Raw genomic sequence first — 19,414 nt, forward strand, 5'->3', positions numbered from 1 at the left:
GTACCGGTCCTGCGGCACGGTCGGTACGTGATTGAAATACGCGAGCTGACCAAGCGATACGGGCCGGCGGTCGCCGTCGACGGGCTCACCTTCGACGTCGCTCCCGGGCGGGTGACCGGGTTCCTCGGACCGAACGGCGCCGGTAAGTCCACGACCATGCGGATGCTGCTCGGGCTGGACCACCCGAGCGGCGGGCGCGCCCTGCTCGGCGGCCGCCCGTACCGCGAGCTGCGCGAACCGTTGCGGATCGTGGGCGCGCTGCTGGAGGCACGGTCCACGCACGGCGGCCGGACCGCCTACCACCACCTGCTCTGGCTCGCCGCCACCAACCGGATCCCGCGCCGCAGGGTGGACGAGGTGCTCGGGCTCGTCGGGCTGGAGTCGGCCGCCGGCAAGCGGGCCGGCACGTTCTCACTCGGCATGAGCCAGCGGCTCGGCATCGCGGCGGCGCTGCTCGGCGATCCGGAGATCGTGCTGCTGGACGAGCCGGTCAACGGGCTCGACCCGGAGGGCGTGCGCTGGATCAGGACGCTGATGAAGGACCTCGCGGCCGAGGGGCGCACCGTGCTGGTGTCCAGCCACCTGATGAGCGAGATGGCGATCACCGCCGACCACCTGATCGTGATCGGCCAGGGCCGGCTGCTCGCGGACACCACGGTCGACGAGTTCGTCGCCGCCAGCCGCCGCGGCCATGTGCGGGTCAGCACACCGGAGGCGGACCGGCTCGCCGCGCTGCTCGACGGCCGGGCCGTGACCGTGCGCCGGGTCGATGGCGCGCTGGAGATCACGGGCATGGAGGCCGGCGCGGTCGGGGCCGTCGCCGGGGCCAACGGGATCGCGCTGGACGAGCTGAGCACGCGCTCGTCGTCGCTGGAGGACGCCTTCCTCGAGCTGACCGCCGGCTCGACCGAGTACAGCAGCCGCCCGCAGGCGGAGGAGGTTCGATGAGCGTGTCCAACTCGCCGTTCGCCGTGCTGCACGGCGAGTGGATCAAGATCCGCACGGTGCGGTCGACGCTGCTGTCGCTGGCCGTCGCGGTCGTGGCCAGCGTGGGGCTCGGCATCCTCAACGGCTCGTCGGTCCGCTCCGCGCTGGACGCGAAGAGCGACATGGTGCGGCCGGATTTCGACCCGATCAACTCCGGGTTCGTCGGCGTGCAGTTCGGCCAGCTCGCCCTGATCGCGTTCGGCGTGCTGCTGGTCTGCTCGGAGTACACCTCCGGCACGGTCCGCGCGGCGCTCGGGGCGGTGCCGGGGCGCGGGTTGCTCTACGCCGGCAAGATCACCGTGGCCGCGCTGGTCGCGCTCGCGGTGGCGGCGGTAACCGTGCTGATCGCGTTCGTCGCCACACAACGGGCACTCGGCCCGTACGGCGTGACGCTGGGGCAGGGCGAGTCGGTGCGGGCGGTCGTGGGTGCGCCGCTGTACCTCGCGCTGCTGTGCCTGCTGGCGGTCGGGGTCGGCATGATGCTGCGCAGCTCGGCGCTGGCGCTGACCGTCATGTTCGTGTTCGTCTTCGTGCTCTCGCCGGTCGCGAGCAGCGTCCCCGGGCTGCGCGAGGTCGCGCGGTATCTGCCCGACCAGGCCGGCGCGCAGATCATGAAGGTGGGCGCACAGGCCGACCCGGTGGTCGGGCCGGTCGCCGGGCTGCTGATCCTCCTCGCCTGGACCGTCGCGGCGCTCGCCGGTGGATACGCGGTGCTCGCCCGGCGGGACGCGTGACGAATGTCCCGGAACGGGATCGGGACACGGTGGGGAACATTGTCCCGGCCACCCGGGACATTTTCTCCGATACGTTCGGAAATGTCCGCGGACAAACTGGGGGATTTCAACCGGGCCCCCTTCTTTCCCGATACGCTTTCGGAGGAGATCAATTATGGAGAACACTCAGTACGAGACGCCGATGCTGGCCGAGATCGGCGACTTCGCCGAGCTGACGCTGTGCACCCCGTGGGGCGACTGCCGCGACTTCCTGGGCTGCGGCCGCGCGCCGATCTGCGTCGGCTGACCTCTCGGGTGACAGTTGGCCGGCGATGGCCACAGTCGAATTCGTTCGATTTCAGTCATCGCCGGCTCTCGCCGTGAACATTTATCGAGAAACAAACTGGGGCCATGGAATTCATCGTTCTTCCGGATCATCCGGAAGCGTGGGACGCATTGCGCGATCGGCCGGAACTGGCCGGCGCGCGCACCGTCGGTCACCCGTCGGGCCGGCCGTGGCTGGTCGGCTGGTGGCGCGAGGACGATCTCGCGCTGGTCACCGCGCCGGATCGCCGCCTCGCCCTGATCGGCCGCACCACGCTCGACCCGGACGAGGCCGCCCGCGCGCTGCGGCGGGCCAGGACGCCGCACGACCTGGACGCGTACGCCCGGCGCACGGTCGGCAGCGTGCACCTGGTCGCCTCGCTGGACGGGCAGGTGCGGGCGCAGGGCACGGTGTCCACCGCACGGCAGCTGTTCACCGCGAGGATCGACGGCCGCACCGTCGCGGCGAGCAACCCTGGCCTGCTCGCCGAACTCACCGAGTCCCAGCTGGACGAGCGCGCGCTGGCCGTGCGGCTGCTCGTGCCGCAGGTGCCGTGGCCGCTGTCGGCCGGCTGTGTGTGGTCCGGCGTCGAGCCGCTGGCCGCCGGCTCCTGGCTGCACCTGGACCGGGCCGGCGCCGCCCACCAGATCCGCTGGTGGCGTCCGCCCGTCTCGGACCGGCCGCTCGCCGAGGCCGCCGGCGCGGTGCGAAACGCCCTGACCGACGCGATCACGGCGCGGGTGGCCGGGCGCGGAACGGTCAGCGCCGACCTGTCCGGCGGGCTGGACTCGACCGCGCTGTGCTTCCTGGCCGACGCCGAGGGCGCCGACCTGCTCACCTACCACGTGACACCGCTGGACCGCGCCAACGACGACACCGCGTTCGCCGAGCGCGCCGCGGCCATGATGCCGCGCGCCCGGCACCACACGATCCCGGCGCAGCGCCCGGCCAGCTGGTTCGACGTCGACCCGGAGCGGTACCGGGCAGCCGACACCGGCGAAGGGCCACCGGTGTGGGGCGCCGGGCTCGCGCACCTCGCCGAGCTGTCCGAGACGGCCGCGTCGGCCGGATCCACCCTGCACCTGATGGGCATCGGCGGTGACGAGCTGTTCGGCGCCATGCCCGCCTACCTCTGGTCGCTGATCCGCCACGACCCGCTGCGCAGCCTGCCGGTGATCCACCGGTACCGGCTGCACAACCGGTGGCGGCTGGACGCGGTCGTGCGCGGCCTGGCCGACCGGACCCACTTCGCCGGGGCGCTGGCGCGGGCGGCGCGCGAGCTGACCGCTCCGCTCCCGCGTCCGCCCGCCCTGCAACTGGGATGGACCGGTGGCAGCCGGATGCCCGGCTGGGCAACGCCGCACGCGGTGGACCTGGTGCGCGAAGCGTTCACCGCCGCCGCGCGCGCCGGCACCGAGCCGCTGGACGCCGACCGGGTCCGCCATCAGGTGCTGGAGTACCTGATGTACGAGGGCACCCTCATTCGCCAGACCAGGCGCGCCATGGCGGCGTCCGGGGTGGAGTGGGACGCGCCGTTCCTGGACGACCGGGTGATCGAGGCCGCGCTGTCCGTGCGGATCCAGGACCGTGTGCGGCGCGGCCGGTACAAGCCGGTCCTGGTCGAGTCGCTGCGCGGCGCCGTGCCGGACGACGTCCTCGACCGGCGCACCAAGGGCGAGTTCAGCGCCGAGATGTACCAGGGGATGAGCCGCAACCGGGAGAAGTTCCTCGCGCTGTGCGACGACCTGCGGCTCGCCGATCTCGGGCTGGTCGACCCTGCCGCCCTCCGGTCCGCACTGCACGGCCCGTCGCCGGAGAGCCGGCATCTCGCCCCGTTCGAGAACACCGTGGCGTGCGAGAGCTGGCTGCGCGGCTCGGCGTCGCCCGCCCGTCAACCCGCAGGAGGATCACGATGACCATCGCGTTGTCCCCGCACGTGCTCGCCACCGAGACCGAGGGCGGGCTGGTGCTGCTCGACGAACGAGCCGGAAAGTACTGGCAGCTCAACGGTTCCGGCGCGACCACCCTGCGGCTGCTGCTGGACGGGCGCTCCGCCGAGCAGGTGGCCGACGAGCTGACCAAGGGCGACCCCGGCGCGGTGCCGCGGGCCGTCGCCGACGTGCGCGCGCTGGTCGACTCGCTGCGGGCGGCACGACTGGTGGTGGCGTCATGACGATCCCGGTCACCGCCGAGGAATCGGTGCCGCTCACGCTCGGCGGCCAGGTCCTGACCCGCGTGTCGGTCGGCCTTGCCCGGCTGCTCGTCCTGCTCCCGCCCCGGCGGCTGCGCCAGACGCTGCGGCTGATCAGCACCGGCGCCCGGCCGGCGACCGAGGAGCAGGCGCGCTTCGCCCGGCAGGCGGCCGTCACGGTCAGCCACCGCTGCGCCGGGCTCGGCTGTCTGCAGCGGTCCGTCGCCGCGGCGATCCAGTGCCGGTTGCGCGGCACCTGGCCCGACTGGTGCACCGGCTTCCGGGAGCGACCGTTCGGCGCGCACGCGTGGGTCGAGGTGAACGGATCACCGGTCGGCGAGCCGTCCGACATGTCCAGGTTCCACACGGTGATGGCCGTGCGGGGGTGCCGGCCATGACCTCCGTATCCGACGCGCCGGCCGTGCGCACCGAGGAGCTGTACAAGTTCTACGGCACCACCGAGGCCGTGTCCGGCCTGGACCTCGTCGTGCCGGCGGGCATCACCTTCGGGTTCCTCGGGCCGAACGGCGCCGGCAAGACCACCACCATCGGGATGCTCTGCACCCTGCTGCTGCCGACCTCGGGCCGCGCCGAGGTGTCCGGCTACGACGTGGTCGCCCAACCCCACGAGGTCCGCGACCGGATCGGGCTGGTGTTCCAGGAGTCCACCCTGGACCTGGACCTCACCGCCGAGGAGAACATGCGCTTCCACGCCGAGCTGTTCGGGTTGTCCCGCCGGCAGAGCAAGCCCGCCGTGGACGCGTTGCTGGACCTGGTGGAGCTGACCGATCGCAAGGACAGCCCGGTCCGCGACTACTCCGGCGGGATGCGCAGGCGCCTGGAGATCGCCAGGGGACTGCTGAACACGCCGAGTGTGCTGTTCCTCGACGAGCCGACGACCGGCCTCGACCCGCAGACCCGGGTCGCGATCTGGGAGCACCTGCACCGGCTGCGGCGGGACAGCAACGTGACGCTCTTCCTCACCACGCACCACCTCGAGGAGGCGGAGAACTGCGACCGGATCGCGATCATGGACCACGGGGACGTCGTGGCGCACGGCACGCCCGCCGAGCTCAAGGCCGTCGTCGGCGCCGACCTCGTGGTGCTGCGGACCGGCGACGACCACGCCGCCGTGCGGGCCGCGCGGGAGGGCTTCGGCCTGGACGGCGAGATCGGCGCGGACGGCGTGCGGCTGCGGGTCGACGACGGGGCCACGTTCGTGCCGCGGCTGTGCGCCGGACTCGGTGTCGCCGTGCACTCGGTGACCGTCAAACCGCCGTCGCTGGACGACGTGTTCCTGCACTACACCGGCCGCAGCATCCGAGACGACGCCGGGCCGACCACGCTCGCCGACATCGGCAGGAGGAGCGCATGACCCAGGTCAGCGACACACCCCGGGCGCGCACCGAGGCACCGCCGGAGCCGGCGCCCGCACACCCGCCGCGACGAAACCTGCGCGCGATCAGGATGCTCTGGTACCGCGAGGTCGTCCGGCTCGGCCGCAACCGCACGCGGATCGTGATGGGGCTGGTCACGCCGCTGATGTTCCTGCTGATCCTCGGCACCGGACTGGAGTCCGCCGCCGGCCAGGTCGGCGAGGGCCTGCGGCAGTACCGCAGCTACCTGTTCCCCGGAGTGCTCGTGATGGCCACCCAGGCGCCCGCGATCGCGGTGGGCATCTCCGTGGTGTGGGACCGTCAGGCCGGGTTCCTCCGCCAGGCCCTGGTCGCGCCGGTGCACCGGGTGAGCCTGCTGCTCGGGCTCTGCCTCGGCGGGGCGATGTCCGGCGCGCTCTACGGCGGGCTGGTGCTGCTGATCGCCGGCCCGGTCGGGGTGCCGTACCACCCGGCGCTGCTCATCGCGCTGGTCGAGGTCTCGCTGGTGGCCCTGATGTTCACCGCGCTGGGCATTCTCGCGGCGGTGTGCATCAGGAAGATCGAGACCTTCCAGGTCGTGGTCAGCCTGTGCCTGATGCCGCTGATGTTCCTGTCCGGGGCGATGTTCCCGCCGGGCGGGCTGCCCGGCTGGCTTGGCACCGCCGTTCAGCTGAACCCGCTGACCTACGCCATCGACGCGATCCGCCGGACGCTGCCGGGCGACCTGGACATGGGCGGGTACGCGGTGGGCCCGCAGCTGTGGGGCTGGACGCCGCCGGTGCTGGTCGAGCTGGCCATGGTCGTGGCCCTGGCATTCGGCGCGCTGCTGGTCGCCGCCCGCCGATTCTCCCGCGCGGAGTGACCGTGGGTCGGCTCGCAGCTGTCATCGACCTCGTCGCCCGGCTCGGTCTCGCGGTGGTGTTGCTGGTGTCCGGGGTCCTCAAGATCGCCGATCCCGGCCAGACCTACCTCGCCGTCCGCGCCTACGACGTGCTGCCGGACGCACTGGTGCGGCCGGCGGCGACCGTACTGCCGCTGGCCGAGCTCGCGCTGGGGGCGCTGCTGCTGATCGGTCTCGGCACGCGGGTGGTCGCGGTCCTGTCGGTGCTGCTGCTGGTGGTGCTCACGGCTGGGGTGGCGCAGGCGTGGGCGCGCGGGCTGTCCATCGACTGCGGGTGTTTCGGCGGCGGTGGTGAGGTGGCCGCCGGGCAGACCGAGTACCCGCTGGAGATCGCCCGCGACCTGGTGTTCCTCGCCATGGCGGGGTGGCTCGTGGCGCGGCCGCGCTCGCGGCTGTCGGTGGACGGCGTGCTCGGCGCGCGGGCCGGTGGAGAAGTCGTTCGGAAGGGGGCCGACTGGTGAGTTCGACGGACAGGGACAGGCGTGGCGCGGCGGTGCTGGCGGCCGCACAGCGGGAACGGCGCAGGCGCAGGCTGCTGACCGGCGCGATCGCGGTGGCGGTGGTGGCCGCCGTGGTGGTGGTCGGGCTGCTGGCCACCGACGCGTCGAAGAACGAGACCGAGGGGCAGACCATCCGGGTCGTGGACCGGGCGCGGCTGCTGCCCGAGCACGCCGGCGCCAGGGACGGCGTCGTCGTCGTGTCCGGCAGTCCGACCGCGAAGATCACTCTCGACGTGTACGCGGACTTCCTCTGCCCGGTGTGCGCGAAATTCCACGAATCGAGCGCCGACCGGATCGACCAGCTCACCAACGAGGGCGTGCTGCGCGTGCGCTATCACATGGTGCCGCTGCTGGAGCACGGATCCGATCCGCCCGGCTACTCGGTCGACGCCGCGAACGCGTCGCTGTGCGCCGCCGACGCCGGCCGATTCGTGCCGTTCCACGACAGCCTGCTCGCCGGCCAGCCCAGAGAGGGCGGCCGCGGCTACGACAAGGGTCAGCTGACGACCCTCGGGCGAGACGTGGGCATCACCGCGCCCGCCTTCGCAGAATGCGTCCAGTCGGGACGGTACGACCAGCGGTTGCGCGACGAGTTGGCCAGGACCGTGGCGAACCCGGCGCTGGGACAGCCGGACGGCTCGGGCCGCACCCGGTTCGGCACCCCGACAGTGGTGGCCAACGGGACGCTGGTGCGGACCACCGACGCCGACTGGCTCGCCGGCGTGCTCTCCGCCCGTCCATAGCGGTTCCTTAGTGCCGTGCGATGACATCCCTGCCCAGAGGCGAGGCAGGGGAGGAGCACGATGTCAGCGGCTACCTATCGAGCGTTGCGAGGTATCGACAAGCACCTCGATGAGATGGCCCGTCGCCCCGGTGCGAACGGCACGGACGAGTGGCGGCTGGCGATCATGCGCAGCCGGGCGGCCGTGCGGGTCGACGCCGCCGCGAAGCAGCTCGCGGCCGAGGCACAGGCGAAGGACGCGCCCGCCGAGCTGAGAGGTTTGGCGGAGCTGGTCCGGGCGGGCGGGGCGACCTGGGGTGAGTGCCTGCTCGGCAAGGTCGACGAGCTGCCGGAGGTCAGCGCCTGGCTCGCCGCCGCGCGGGACAGCGGCTCACCGGTGGAACTCCCTCGGGAAGAACCTCCCGAGAAGAAACCGCGCCTCGATTACAACGACGACTACAGCAAGAACACCTACCTGCGGGACGACGACTTCTGAACTCGAAAGGATCTGAACATGTCCAACGCGGATTTTGACGCGCAATACGCAGAGGTTGCCGACGAACCCCGCTCGGGGCCGATCGACAAGTTCATGCATCTCGGCGGCACCTTTGACGAGAAACTCGCCGACCTGTGCCAGAATATCTACGAACGCTACGAAGGCAAGCTCACACCACTTGAGAAGGCCGCAGGGGGCGGGTACGGCAACGATCAGTTACGCGAATTTCGACTGGGCGATTATCTGGACGATATGCGGAAGCTGACCTTGGAAGAGTTTCCAGTGTTCTTCGATGCCGCGAGTTTTGATCGTTTCGCTGATATCACCACATCGCTCGATCTGGCCGTGTCAAAAATCAATGAGGCCAGGGGGTACGAAGGCATTGGCGATCTCCAGTCGCTTTTCCAGCACTGGGAGGGTACCGCGGCGGATCATTTCTCGGATTCGCTGAAACCGCTCGGCACTGCGATGCGGTACCAGATCGCCTTCGCCGGCGAAATCGGCGCGGCCTCGGCGCACTACGAGCACCTGATGAAGTCCATGCGGGTTGACGCGTACGGCCTGGCCAAGAATCTGATGGCGAAGGTCGATCCGCCCGATTCGGGATCAGGTCTGGAAACCGCTCTCCTGGTGGCCGGCCTCATCGCCGGCGGAGCGGCGCTGTTCGCCTCGGGTCCGTTGGCCGGCGTGGCCGGCGCGGTCGCCGTCGGCGAGTGGGGGATCGCCGCGACAAGCGGTCTGCTTCAGGTTCAGGCGCTCGATAAGGATGAAGTCGGCGACCGTGCGATAATTGGTGGACACCCCCGTGAATACATTCCGTCGTGTGAGACGCGGATCGAGGAAATCCTCGGCACCGGTGCCAAGAAGGGTGAGACGGTGATGCATGCGCTCGCCGCGGACATGAAGCACAAGGACATGGACTTTCTTTTCCTGCCCCGGACGGAGCTCCGCGGAATGACCGAGCCGGACAACCGGCGGTTCAAGGCGTCGGAGGGGTACAAGGTCGACCAGGTCGCGGACCTGCGAAAAGCCGGTGTGGCCACGCTTCCGACCATGGCGCAATATTTCGAAGAGGCCCGCAAGGCGGTTGAAGATCTCTCCGTCCATTTTTTCGACGGCATCGGCCAATCGGCGGTCGCGAACCAGCAGCGGAACACGTTCCTGCACGCGGCGACGACTCTCGGCGACTCTTTCACCCGAACACGAGATTACCTGTATGAGGCCGGCGTCGCGATGACGCACATCGCCGACAACTATTCCAGGATGGAAGGCCGGCACGCCGAGATGATCACCAAGTACAAGACCAAGATGGACAACCCGGATGTCACCGCTCCCTACGACAGGTACAAGCCGTCCAAGGAAAAGACCACGTAACCGTCTGCCCCGGGTTAGAGTCCGGAGAAATTTGGTCCGGCGGTGCGAGGTGCGATGGCGGCGGGGGAGCAGGGCTGGTCGTTCGACGTGCTCGGCCCGTTGCGTGTGACGCGCGACGGCGAGCCCGTCGAACTCGGCGCGCCGCAGGCCAGAGCCGTGCTCGCCGTGCTGGTGCTGCACGCCGGCCGCGTGATCTCGGCGGAACGGCTCATCGACGAGGTCTGGGGCGCCTCGCCACCGCCCTCGGCCCGGGTGCAACTGCAGGGCCTGATCTCCCAACTTCGGCGGTCCCTGCGGACCGATGCGCGAGAGGCGTTCATCGCGACCGGAGCGGGCGGCTACGAGCTGCGCGCCCCGGTCGGTACTCGAGACGTCGACCGCTTCGAGGAGCACGTTGCGGCCGCGCGCGACTTGATCTCAGCGGGTGATGTCGTGGAGGGAGCGGCTCGGCTGCGGACGGCGCTGGCGACATGGCGCGGCCGTCCGCTCGACGGCATCGAGGTGCCGGCCGCGCGGCAGGCGGCCGAGCACCTGAGTGAGCTGCGGCTCGGTGCGCTGGAGGACGTGGTCGCGGCCGAACTGGAGTTGGGTGAGCACGGCTCGTTGGTGGGCGAGTTGGCCGCACTGGTCGAGGAGAACCCGCTGCGTGAACGGTTCCGGGGCCAGCGCATGATCGCCCTGGCTCGCTCCGGCCGGGTGCCCGAGGCCCTCGACGCGTACCGCGAGTGGCACTCGCTGCTGGTGGATGAGCTGGGTGTCGAGCCGTCGGCCGAGGTTCGGGCGATCCACGCGGGTGTTCTGCGGGCCGAACCCGGACTGCGACCCGAGGCGGTCAACTCGGTGATCGATCCGGCGAAACCGCGCCAACTTCCGCCGGATCGCAGCGGCTTCATCGGACGGCGGCAGCTTCTCGGCGAATTGACCGACGAGTTCGTCCGGCCACGTGACACGCCACCGGTCGTGGTCGTCACCGGTGCGGCCGGCAGCGGGAAAACGGCATTGTCGGTGCGACTCGCGCATTCGGTCGGCGATTCCTATCCGGACGGGCACTTGTTCGCCCAACTTCGCGGCACCAGCGCCGACCCGGTTTCGCCGAAAGCGGTACTGGCCAGGTTTCTGCGCGCGCTGCGAGTTCCCATCGACATGATTCCCGCCGATCTCGACGAATGCGCGGCGCTCTTCCGGGACATGCTCAGCGGCCGGCGGGTGCTACTCGTACTGGACGACGCCGCCGATGAGGCACAGGTCCGCCTGCTCATTCCGGCGGAGGCGATGTGCGCGGTCGTGATCACCAGTCGGCAGCGGCTGAGCGGCCTGGAATGGGGGCGTTCGGTCAAGATCGGCGCGTTGACCGACACCGAGTCCACCGCGCTGCTCGCCGAGGTGGTCGGCGGAGAACGGGTGGCGGCCGATCCGGAAGCGGCGCGCACTCTCGCGGATTACTGCGGCGGGCTTCCGCTGGCGCTACGCATCGTCGGCGCACAACTGGTCGACCGTCCACATTGGACACTCCTGGACATGGTCGACCGGATGGCGGCCGAGCGCGGCAGGCTGGACTGGCTGGCGGCGGGCGACATCGCCGTGCGGGCCAGCTTCGCGCTGAGCTACGAACGCCTCGGCGCCACACATCAGACGCTGTTTCGCCGGCTCGGCCTGCTGCCGGTGCCCACGTTCGCGTCGTGGGTGGCGGCGGCGTTGGTGGACACCGACGAGGCCACCGGCGAGCGGCTGCTGGCCGACCTGGTCGCCACCAACCTGGTGGAACCGGTCGGCCGGGCGTCCGGTGGGCCTCGGTACCGCCTGCACGACCTGCTGCGGGTGTTCGCCGCCGAGACGGTGGAGCGGGAGCCGGAGGCGGAGCGCACGACTGTGGTCGAGCGCGCGGTCGGGGCGTGGCTGTACCTGGCCGAACAAGCCGCGGCGCGTCTGCCCGGCAGCGTGCTGCAACCCGCGCCGGGGCACGCCACGCGGTGGGCTCGCGGACTCGGTGAGGCCGACCGGTTGGTGGCGGACGCGATCGGCTGGTTCGACGCCGAACTGCCGGGCCTCGACTCGGTGATCGCGGTGGCGGCGGGTCAGGGCTTGGCCGAGCACGCCTGGGAGCTCGCGGTGGTGTGTGGCGTCTACTTCGATCATCAGGCCGTGTACCCGCAGTGGCGCCAGTGCTACCTGCGCGCGCTGCCCGCCGCTCGGGGCGCGGCGGCCGATCGGGGTGTGGCGTCGCTGCTGCGCGGGCTCGGCCAGATCGACATCTACGAGGACCGCTTCGCCGATGCGGTCGCCGCACTCGAGGAGTCCAAGGAGATCAGCGAACGGATCGGCGACCGGCACGGGGTCGCCAGGGCGATCCTCGGTCTGGGCACGATCCACCGGGTGCAGGGGCGCATGGCCGAGGTGCTGGGCTGTGGCGACGAGGCGATTCCGGTTCTGGACGAGCTGGGCGACCTGCACGGCGGCGTGCAGGCGCGGATCGGTCGCTCCGGCGTCTACCTGTCGGAGGGTCGGATCGACGAGGCGCGGGACGTTCTGGACGACGCGATGCAGATGTGCGCGAAGCTGGGCGACCAGCACCGCACCGCGAACGTGCACCTCGCCTACGGCGAGATGCGCCTGCGGGAGAACAACGCGACCGGCGCGATGAAGCACTTTCGGACGGCGTTGCGGATGCTCGAGTCGTTGGGGGACCAGAGGTGCACCGCCCAGGTGCGGCTGCGCATCGGCCGTGCCCACGTGGCGCTCGGCCACGACGCCGAGGCGACCTCGGTGCTGGCCGACGCGTCCGCGCAGTTCGCCACCCTCGGCAACGGCACCCGCGAGGCCGAGTGCGCACTGCTGCTGGGCCAGATCGCCGCCCGTACCCGCACCGTCTGATCGCGAGTTCCGCGCTCGGACACGGTGAGTCCCGCGTTGGCGCACGTGTGGGCGATGCAGGGCGCGGGACTCACGGGTGCACAGCGCGGGACTCGCCGGTGCACAGCGCGGGACTCGCGAGTTCAGCCGTCGGCGGGTACTCGCTCGACGCGGGTCCAGCCCTTCCAGCCTCGCTCCTCCAGGATCGCCAGGAGCCGCTTGGCGCCCGGTGCGTTCTCGAGCAGGGTCGCGTCCAACAGATCGGCGAACTGGTCGTCGAACGTCTCGTCGGTGCCGTCGGCTCTCACCTCGCCGGCCTCCACCGCGCGAACCATCAGGCGTTCCAGGATGTCCGCGATCTCGTAGATCCGCGGATTGTCGGCCGGCAAGTCGAGCGCCCCGTTGATCAGGCTGTAGAGCTTCACCATGTCGGGGTCGTTCAGTCGCTCGTGCTTGTCGGCGATGATGGCGTCGATTTCGTGCGGTATCTGGGCGGCGACCATGATCCAGACATCCCGCTCCATCTCGATGTACCGCTCCTCGACGCCGAGATCGCGCAGCCGGTCGAGGTAGCCCACGACGCTGGCCGGGAGCGCCAGGTGTTCTCCGGCGGCGAGCCGGGCGAGCCGTTCGCGAGTGTCCCGCAGCCGCCGGATCTCGGCGCGCAGGTCCTTGTCGATCTCCCGGACGCCCTCGGCGAACTCCTCCGGGCCGGCGTCGAGGAGTTCCTGTACCCGGGCCAGCGGCACGCCGGCGGCCGCCAGGGTGTGGATCCGGATCAGTCGCACGACCGCGGCGGCGTTGTAGATCCGGTAACCGGAGTGGTCGCGTTCGGGCTCCGGCAGCAGCCCGATCTGGTGGTAGTGGCGTACCGCGCGCACCGTCACCCCGGCGTACGCCGCCAGCTGACTGATGGTGAGCACGGGTCTCAGACTGCCTCAGGAAATCTTCCGGCGATAGGTGACCATCGCGAAGACGTACGCCACGACGAGGATGCCGACGCACCAGGCGAGAGCTGTCCAGATGTCGCCGCCGACCGGCCGCTCGGCGAACAGGTCGCGGATCGTGTTGACGATCGACGTCACCGGCTGGTTCTCGGCGAACCAACGCACCGGGCCGGGCATGGTCTCGGTGGGCACGAACGCCGAGCTGAGGAACGGCAGGAAGATGAGCGGGTAGGAGAACGCGCCGCCACCTTCCGCTGTTTTCGCGGAGAGACCGGCGATCACGGCGATCCAGGTCAACGCCAGGGTGAACAGGAGCAGGATGCCGAGGACCGCGAGCCAGGCCAGCACTCCGGCCCCCGAGCGGAAGCCCATGAGCACAGCCACGCCCACGACGACCACGAGCGAGAGCAGGTTGGCGACCAGCGAGGTCAGCACGTGCGCCCACAGCACGCCCGACCGTGCGATCGGCATGGAGTGGAATCGTTCGAAGATCCCGCTGTTCATGTCGGTGAAGAGCCGGAGCGCGGTGTAGGCGATGCCCGACGCGATCGTGATGAGCAGGATTCCGGGCAGCATGTAGTTCACATACGAGACCGGCCCGGTGTCGATCGCGCCGCCGAATACGTAGACGAACATCAGCATCATCGCGATCGGCGTGATCACGGTCGTGATGATGGTGTCCATGCTGCGTGTGACGTGGCGCAGAGTCCGTCCCGTGAGCACGACGGCGTCGCTGAAGAAGTACGTGGTCATCCTTGTTTCCTCGTGTTCGTGCCGATGACCGCGAGGAAGATCTCCTCCAGGGTCGGCTGCTTCTCGACGTACTCGACGTTGGCCGGCGGGAGGAGCTGCTTGAGCTCGGCGAGGGTGCCGTTCACGATGATCCGGCCCTCGTGCAGGATCGCGATCCGGTCGGCCAGCTGTTCGGCCTCGTCCAGGTACTGCGTGGTGAGCAGCACTGTCGTGCCGTCGCCGGCGAGCTCCTTGACCGTGTGCCACACCTCGATGCGCGCCTCGGGGTCGAGCCCGGCGGTCGGCTCGTCCAGGAAGATCACCGGTGAATTCCCGATCAGGCTCATCGCGATGTCCAGACGGCGGCGCATGCCACCCGAATACGTCGACACCCTGCGTGTGGCCGCGTCGGTCAGCGAGAAACGCCGCAGCAGGTCGTCCGCGATCGCGCCAGGGTCCTCGAGGTGCCGCAGCCTGGCGACCAGAACGAGGTTCTCCCGACCGGTGAGGATCTCGTCGACGGCCGCGAACTGACCCGTGAGGCTGATCGATTCCCGGACGTTCTCGGCCTGCGTGGCGACGTCGAAATCGTTGACGCTCGCCGTCCCCGCGTCGGCCTTGAGCAACGTGGACAGGATCTTCACCACCGTGGTCTTGCCCGCCCCGTTCGAGCCGAGCAGAGCGAAGATGCTCCCTGGCTCCACGTCGAAATCCACACCGCGCAGTACCTCGAGCGTCCCGTACGACTTCTCCAGACCCCGCACACGAATCGCCGTCTTCTCCATGGGCATGGTCAGAGGATGGAGGGTTGACCCGGCGTCAGGGTCAAGGATGAGTTTCCGGCCCGAAATCGAGCGGGGTTCGGGTTCGGGCGACACGCGCGAGGCGGGAAGATCGCGGGTAGTGGGACAACACACCGTGACGAGTGGGACGATGGGCAGCATGAAGTCACGCGTGCTGGTAGTGGACGACGATCCGGCTCTCGCCGAGATGCTGACGATCGTGTTGCGAGGCGAGGGGTTCGACACCGCGGTGGTCGGCGACGGCTCGCGGGCCCTGCCGGCGCTGCGCGAGCTGAAACCCGACCTCGTGCTGCTCGATCTGATGCTGCCCGGAATGAACGGCATCGACGTGTGCAAGGCGATCCGCTCCGAGTCCGGCGTGCCGATCGTCATGCTCACAGCGAAGAGCGACACCGTGGACATCGTGCTCGGCCTCGAGTCCGGCGCCGACGACTACGTGGTGAAGCCGTTCAAGCCCAAGGAGCTGGTCGCGCGCGTACGCGCCCGGCTGCGGCGCACCGAGTCCGAGCCGGCCGAGACGCTGGCGATCGGCGACCTCACCATCGACGTCCCCGGGCACGAGGTCACCCGCGAGGGCGTCGCCATCCAGCTCACCCCGCTGGAGTTCGACCTGCTCGTGGCCCTTGCCCGCAAGCCGCGACAGGTGTTCACTCGCGAAGTCCTGCTCGAGCAGGTGTGGGGTTACCGGCACGCGGCGGACACCCGGTTGGTCAACGTGCATGTCCAGCGGCTGCGCTCCAAGGTCGAGAAGGACCCGGAGCACCCCGAGGTCGTGCTCACCGTCCGCGGTGTCGGCTACAAGGCCGGGCCTCCGTGACCAGTGCCCGGCGGTAAGTATTGAGAACGTTCGTCACCCGCCACGCCCGTGCGGCAGTGCGGAGCGTCGGGCGGGCCGTCGCCTTCTGCCGCAAGCGGTCCGCCGCCTTCGGTGAACTGTGGCGCCGCTCGCTGCAGATCCGCGTCGTGGTCAGCACCCTCGCGCTGTCCTCGGCCGTGGTGTTCGTGCTGGGCATGGTGCTGCAGAGCCAGATCAGCGACCGTCTGCTGGCCACCAAGACCGAGGCGGCCGTGGCCCAGACGATGGCCGCGGTCAAGTCCGTCGAGCCCGCGCTGACCAGTATCAACCCGGTCTCCGACGACGTGCAGCTGCGCCTGGCCAGCGCCCTGAGCGAACTCACCAACAGCTCCGACCAGCAGGGCACGGCCGACTCGGTGGCCGGTGCGTTCGAGCCGGTGTTCGCCTACGACGAGCGCGACCTCAGCTCCTGGAAGGCGGTCGGGCCGTACTCCGACGTGCCGGCCGGTCTGCGCGCCGGCGTGCAGAAGGGCAGCCCCACCTCCCAGATCCACACCGTGGACCGCAACGGCGACCGCACCACGTTCCTCATCGTCGGCGCGCCGGTCCCCAACACCCTGCAGCCGCTGCAGGTGTACCTGCTGTTCCCGCTGACCACCGAGCAGAACACGATCAACCTGGTGCAGAGCACGCTCGTGGTGGGCGGGCTGGTGCTGCTGCTCCTGCTGGCCGGCATCACGAACCTGGTGACCCGCCAGGTGGTGCGCCCGGTCCGGCGCGCGGCCGAGGCGGCGGAACGGTTCGCCGAGGGCGAGCTGGACGAACGCATGGTCGTGATCGGCGAGGACGACGTGGCCCGGCTCGCCGAGTCGTACAACCAGATGGCCGAAAGCATCCAGCGGCAGATCCGGCAGCTCGAGGAGTTCGGCCAACTGCAGCGGCGGTTCACCTCCGACGTGTCGCACGAGCTGCGCACCCCGCTGACCACCGTGCGGATGGCCGCCGACGTGCTGCACGCGTCCCGGGCGCAGTTCCCCGGCGGGTTGGCGCGCTCGACCGAGTTGCTGGTCGACGAGCTGGACCGGTTCGAGGCACTGCTCGCCGACCTGCTGGAGATCAGCCGGTTGGACGCGGGCGTCGAGGAGCTGGCCGCCGAGGCGATCGACGTGCGCGCGATGGTCGAGCGGGCCGTCGAGTCGGTCCGGGTCATCGCGGACAACGCCGGCTCCCCGATCGAGCTGGACCTGCCCGAGCACGAGGCGACCGCCGAGGTGGACGCGCGCCGGGTGGAGCGGATTCTGCGCAACCTGCTGGCCAACGCCGTCGACCACGGCGAGGGGCGGCCGGTCGTGGTCCGCCTGGCCTACGACGAGCACGCGCTGGCGATCAGCGTGCGCGACTACGGCGTCGGGCTGCGTCCCGGCGAGGCGGAGCTGGTGTTCAACCGGTTCTGGCGGGCCGACCCGTCGCGCAACCGGCACACCGGCGGCACCGGTCTCGGCCTCGCGATCAGCGTGGAGGACGCGCGGCTGCACGGTGGCAGACTGGAGGCGTGGGGCGAGCGCGGCGAGGGCGCGCAGTTCCGGCTGACCATCCCGCGCGAGCAGGACGTCGAGCTGGGCGAGAAGGACAGCCCGCTGCCACTGCGCCCGGAAGACGCGTCGTCGGAGCAGGTGCCCGAGGAGGTTACGGTCACGCCGCAGCCCGCCGAAGTGTCCACAGTGGACGGTGAGGTGGACGCGCCGGCCAAGCTGGAGCGTCACACGCAGGAGCGGGAGGAGGTCCGATGACCACACGGTCGCGCGCCGCCGTACTGCTGGCGCTGGTGTTCGCGCTGGTGACGTCGTGCGCGAACATCCCGGAGGAGTCGCTGCCGCAGCCCGTGCGCGAGGGCAACGTGTCCAACCCGAACGCGGTGCCGCAGCCGCCGAAGGACGCCGACCCGTTCACCCTGGTGCGCAACTTCGTGATGGCCAGCGGCGACTCCGACCAGGCCAAGGGCTATCTCACCGAGGACGCGCGGCGGCGCTGGCCCGGCGATGCCGGTCTGCTGATCGTGGACGACACGTTCGGCACCGTGCCGCCGTCCACGTCCGACGACACCTCGCCGAACGAGCAGACCGTGGTGCTGCGCGGCCGCACGTTCGGCCGGATCGGGTCGGACAAGGCGTTCATCGCCAACGCCGGCCAGATCGACGAGCACGTGCGCGTGGTGCGCCAGCAGGACGGCCAGTGGCGGATCACCCAGCCGCCGAGCCGCTACGTGCTCACCAAGGAGGAGTTCGACAGCCGCTACACGCGGACCGACCTGTACTTCTTCGAGACGTCGCTGGGCGTGCTGGTGCCCGATCCGCGCTACGTGCCGACGCAGCCGCGCAACGGCCTGCCCGCGCGCGCGATCGACGCGCTGCTCTCCGGGCCGTCCGACGCGCTGCGGTACTCCCTGCCCCGGCCGTTCCTGCCCGAGACGCGCGCCAACGTCGGTTACAACACCAACGGCACGCTCGTGGTGAACCTGACCAAACTGGGCGAGCCGAACGCCGACCAGCGCAACCTGATCGCCGCGCAGATCGTGCTGTCGCTCAAGGACGTCGCCGCCACCAAGATCCGCATCGAGGCCGACGGCGAGCCGCTGATCGCCGACCATCCCGACTGGCGGGTCACCGATGTGCCGTCCTACTCGCATGTCGCGACGCCGCGGGCCGACCTGCCGGGGCTGCTGGTCAGCACGGACGGCCGGGTGCGCTCGCTGCGCGACGGGCAGCCGGTGCCGGGGCCGGCCGGCAGCGGCGAGTACAACGTGCAGAACGCCGCGCAGTCCATCGACGGCGTCCAGCTCGCCGTGGTGGAGCAGACCGCGACCGGAGCGCGGCTGCGGGTCGGCCGGTTCGGCGAACAGCTGCGCGAGGTGCCGGTCGCCGCCGCGACGCTGACCAGACCGACCTGGCAGGCCAGCAACGCGCCCAACGGCAGCGGCGAGCTGTGGACGGTCGCCGACGGCAACACGATCCTGCGGGTCGTGCGCACCAGTCAGAACAGCTGGGTGCAGACGCCGATCGACGCCTCGGAGCTGTTCCAGTACGGCCCGATCACCGAGCTGCGGCTGTCCCGCGACGGCGCGCGGCTGGCGGCGATCGCGGGCGGCAAGCTGGTCGTCGGCACGGTGGTGCGGACGCCGAACTCGGTGTCGGTGGCCTCACCGCGGCTGCTGCAGCAGGGCATGCTCTCCGACGACGTGGTCGGCGTGGACTGGCTGGACCAGACCAGGCTGGTCGCGGTCACCAGCCAGGGTGGGCTGCCGGTGGTGAACGTGTCGGTGGACGGCATGCAGATGGACCGCTACAGCAGCTCGAACCTGACCGCGCCGGTGCGCGGTGTCACGGCCGCGCCGAGCCGGCAGGTCGTGGTGATCGACAGCGAGGGCATGTGGACCGCCTCGGACGTCGGCCAGGTGTGGCGGCCGCACCCGCAGAAGTGGGGCGCCGGCGCGAAGGTCTTCTACCCCGGTTAGCGCCTGCTACTTGTAGCCCTTCACGGCTACGGCGGGTCGAGCCCGCTGAACCCGTTAGCAAGCCGAACGGGTCGAGCCCGCTGAACCCGTTAGCGTGGCTAACGACACGCCGAGGCGGGCCCCTGGTACTTGTCCGCGCGGACCCAGGGTGGCCTTGGGTGCGCCGAATCGCTGGTTTGTCGGTGCGCGTG

General features: G+C 70.4%; 19 protein-coding genes. 16 read left to right on the forward strand and 3 right to left on the reverse strand.

The genetic code is table 11. The features are described from left to right. Positions 1–27: 27 nt before the first annotated feature. The 13 genes from EV193_RS25530 (at position 28) to EV193_RS25590 (ending at position 12,455) form a co-directional block, all read left to right on the forward strand. On the forward strand, positions 28–948 hold the full coding sequence (locus tag EV193_RS25530; RefSeq protein WP_130347265.1) for an ABC transporter ATP-binding protein: 921 nt from the start codon (positions 28–30) through the stop codon (positions 946–948). Beyond that, positions 945–1,721, forward strand: coding sequence for an ABC transporter permease subunit (locus EV193_RS25535; RefSeq protein ID WP_130347267.1), 777 nt, complete (start codon positions 945–947; stop codon positions 1,719–1,721). Before EV193_RS25530 ends, EV193_RS25535 begins: the two co-directional genes overlap by 4 nt. 154 nt (positions 1,722–1,875) lie before the next feature. Then, positions 1,876–2,007 carry a lasso RiPP family leader peptide-containing protein gene (locus EV193_RS25540; RefSeq protein ID WP_130347269.1) on the forward strand — a complete coding sequence of 44 codons (132 nt, stop codon included), beginning with the start codon at positions 1,876–1,878 and terminating at the stop codon, positions 2,005–2,007. Positions 2,008–2,111: 104 nt separating this feature from the next. After that, positions 2,112–3,941: an asparagine synthase-related protein gene (locus EV193_RS25545; protein ID WP_130347271.1), complete on the forward strand. Its 1,830-nt coding sequence runs from the start codon at positions 2,112–2,114 to the stop codon at positions 3,939–3,941. After that, a complete protein-coding gene (locus EV193_RS25550) occupies positions 3,938–4,198 on the forward strand; it encodes a lasso peptide biosynthesis PqqD family chaperone (RefSeq protein ID WP_130347273.1) in 261 nt (86 codons plus the stop codon). The genes EV193_RS25545 and EV193_RS25550 overlap by 4 nt, the downstream gene beginning before the upstream one ends. Next, positions 4,195–4,614 carry a lasso peptide biosynthesis B2 protein gene (locus tag EV193_RS25555; RefSeq protein WP_130347275.1) on the forward strand — a complete coding sequence of 140 codons (420 nt, stop codon included), beginning with the start codon at positions 4,195–4,197 and terminating at the stop codon, positions 4,612–4,614. Before EV193_RS25550 ends, EV193_RS25555 begins: the two co-directional genes overlap by 4 nt. Beyond that, positions 4,611–5,591 carry an ATP-binding cassette domain-containing protein gene (locus EV193_RS25560; protein WP_130347277.1) on the forward strand — a complete coding sequence of 327 codons (981 nt, stop codon included), beginning with the start codon at positions 4,611–4,613 and terminating at the stop codon, positions 5,589–5,591. Before EV193_RS25555 ends, EV193_RS25560 begins: the two co-directional genes overlap by 4 nt. After that, positions 5,588–6,454, forward strand: coding sequence for an ABC transporter permease (locus EV193_RS25565; RefSeq protein WP_130347279.1), 867 nt, complete (start codon positions 5,588–5,590; stop codon positions 6,452–6,454). Before EV193_RS25560 ends, EV193_RS25565 begins: the two co-directional genes overlap by 4 nt. A gap of 23 nt (positions 6,455–6,477) precedes the next feature. Continuing rightward, entirely contained in the window at positions 6,478–6,954 is a 477-nt protein-coding gene (locus EV193_RS25570) for a MauE/DoxX family redox-associated membrane protein (RefSeq protein WP_130347536.1), read from the forward strand. Beyond that, positions 6,951–7,736 (forward strand): DsbA family protein, encoded by a 786-nt coding sequence (locus tag EV193_RS25575; protein ID WP_242613661.1) that lies wholly within the window; start codon positions 6,951–6,953, stop codon positions 7,734–7,736. The genes EV193_RS25570 and EV193_RS25575 overlap by 4 nt, the downstream gene beginning before the upstream one ends. A gap of 60 nt (positions 7,737–7,796) precedes the next feature. Continuing rightward, a complete protein-coding gene (locus EV193_RS25580) occupies positions 7,797–8,210 on the forward strand; it encodes a hypothetical protein (protein WP_130347281.1) in 414 nt (137 codons plus the stop codon). An 18-nt stretch (positions 8,211–8,228) separates the two neighbouring features. Then, positions 8,229–9,584, forward strand: coding sequence for a hypothetical protein (locus EV193_RS25585; protein ID WP_130347283.1), 1,356 nt, complete (start codon positions 8,229–8,231; stop codon positions 9,582–9,584). A 54-nt stretch (positions 9,585–9,638) separates the two neighbouring features. After that, positions 9,639–12,455, forward strand: a complete 2,817-nt coding sequence (locus tag EV193_RS25590; RefSeq protein WP_130347284.1) for an AfsR/SARP family transcriptional regulator — start codon at positions 9,639–9,641, stop codon at positions 12,453–12,455. 122 nt (positions 12,456–12,577) lie between these two features. Here EV193_RS25590 and EV193_RS25595 read toward each other — a convergent pair whose 3' ends face one another. Genes EV193_RS25595 through EV193_RS25605 form a run of 3 tightly spaced genes read right to left on the reverse strand, consistent with a single transcriptional unit; the run spans position 12,578 to position 14,904 of the window. Next, positions 12,578–13,357, reverse strand: coding sequence for a MerR family transcriptional regulator (locus EV193_RS25595; RefSeq protein WP_130347286.1), 780 nt, complete (start codon positions 13,355–13,357; stop codon positions 12,578–12,580). 15 nt (positions 13,358–13,372) lie between these two features. Next, on the reverse strand, positions 13,373–14,134 hold the full coding sequence (locus tag EV193_RS25600) for an ABC transporter permease (protein WP_130347288.1): 762 nt from the start codon (positions 14,132–14,134) through the stop codon (positions 13,373–13,375). Then, positions 14,131–14,904, reverse strand: a complete 774-nt coding sequence (locus tag EV193_RS25605) for an ABC transporter ATP-binding protein (RefSeq protein WP_130347290.1) — start codon at positions 14,902–14,904, stop codon at positions 14,131–14,133. The genes EV193_RS25600 and EV193_RS25605 overlap by 4 nt, the downstream gene beginning before the upstream one ends. 151 nt (positions 14,905–15,055) lie before the next feature. Here EV193_RS25605 and mtrA point away from each other — a divergent pair, with 151 nt between their 5' ends. From mtrA to EV193_RS25620, 3 genes are read left to right on the forward strand one after another with little or no spacing between them, the layout of a single operon-like run. Beyond that, a complete protein-coding gene (gene mtrA, locus EV193_RS25610; RefSeq protein WP_130347292.1) occupies positions 15,056–15,733 on the forward strand; it encodes an MtrAB system response regulator MtrA in 678 nt (225 codons plus the stop codon). Positions 15,734–15,789: 56 nt separating this feature from the next. Further along, positions 15,790–17,502, forward strand: coding sequence for an MtrAB system histidine kinase MtrB (gene mtrB, locus EV193_RS25615; RefSeq protein WP_130347294.1), 1,713 nt, complete (start codon positions 15,790–15,792; stop codon positions 17,500–17,502). After that, positions 17,499–19,223, forward strand: a complete 1,725-nt coding sequence (locus EV193_RS25620) for an LpqB family beta-propeller domain-containing protein (protein WP_130347296.1) — start codon at positions 17,499–17,501, stop codon at positions 19,221–19,223. The genes mtrB and EV193_RS25620 overlap by 4 nt, the downstream gene beginning before the upstream one ends. Positions 19,224–19,414: the final 191 nt, after the last annotated feature.

The organism is Herbihabitans rhizosphaerae (assembly GCF_004216555.1).
In the GTDB taxonomy this organism is placed as follows: domain Bacteria; phylum Actinomycetota; class Actinomycetes; order Mycobacteriales; family Pseudonocardiaceae; genus Herbihabitans; species Herbihabitans rhizosphaerae.

Coding starts and splice junctions, on each gene's coding strand:
- EV193_RS25535 (WP_130347267.1), top strand. CDS start 945: ATGAGCGTGTCCAACTCGCCGTTCGCCGTGCTGCACGGCGAGTGGATC.
- EV193_RS25540 (WP_130347269.1), top strand. CDS start 1,876: ATGGAGAACACTCAGTACGAGACGCCGATGCTGGCCGAGATCGGCGAC.
- EV193_RS25545 (WP_130347271.1), top strand. CDS start 2,112: ATGGAATTCATCGTTCTTCCGGATCATCCGGAAGCGTGGGACGCATTG.
- EV193_RS25550 (WP_130347273.1), top strand. CDS start 3,938: ATGACCATCGCGTTGTCCCCGCACGTGCTCGCCACCGAGACCGAGGGC.
- EV193_RS25555 (WP_130347275.1), top strand. CDS start 4,195: ATGACGATCCCGGTCACCGCCGAGGAATCGGTGCCGCTCACGCTCGGC.
- EV193_RS25560 (WP_130347277.1), top strand. CDS start 4,611: ATGACCTCCGTATCCGACGCGCCGGCCGTGCGCACCGAGGAGCTGTAC.
- EV193_RS25565 (WP_130347279.1), top strand. CDS start 5,588: ATGACCCAGGTCAGCGACACACCCCGGGCGCGCACCGAGGCACCGCCG.
- EV193_RS25580 (WP_130347281.1), top strand. CDS start 7,797: ATGTCAGCGGCTACCTATCGAGCGTTGCGAGGTATCGACAAGCACCTC.
- EV193_RS25585 (WP_130347283.1), top strand. CDS start 8,229: ATGTCCAACGCGGATTTTGACGCGCAATACGCAGAGGTTGCCGACGAA.
- EV193_RS25590 (WP_130347284.1), top strand. CDS start 9,639: ATGGCGGCGGGGGAGCAGGGCTGGTCGTTCGACGTGCTCGGCCCGTTG.
- EV193_RS25600 (WP_130347288.1), bottom strand. CDS start 14,134: ATGACCACGTACTTCTTCAGCGACGCCGTCGTGCTCACGGGACGGACT.
- EV193_RS25605 (WP_130347290.1), bottom strand. CDS start 14,904: ATGCCCATGGAGAAGACGGCGATTCGTGTGCGGGGTCTGGAGAAGTCG.
- mtrA (WP_130347292.1), top strand. CDS start 15,056: ATGAAGTCACGCGTGCTGGTAGTGGACGACGATCCGGCTCTCGCCGAG.
- EV193_RS25620 (WP_130347296.1), top strand. CDS start 17,499: ATGACCACACGGTCGCGCGCCGCCGTACTGCTGGCGCTGGTGTTCGCG.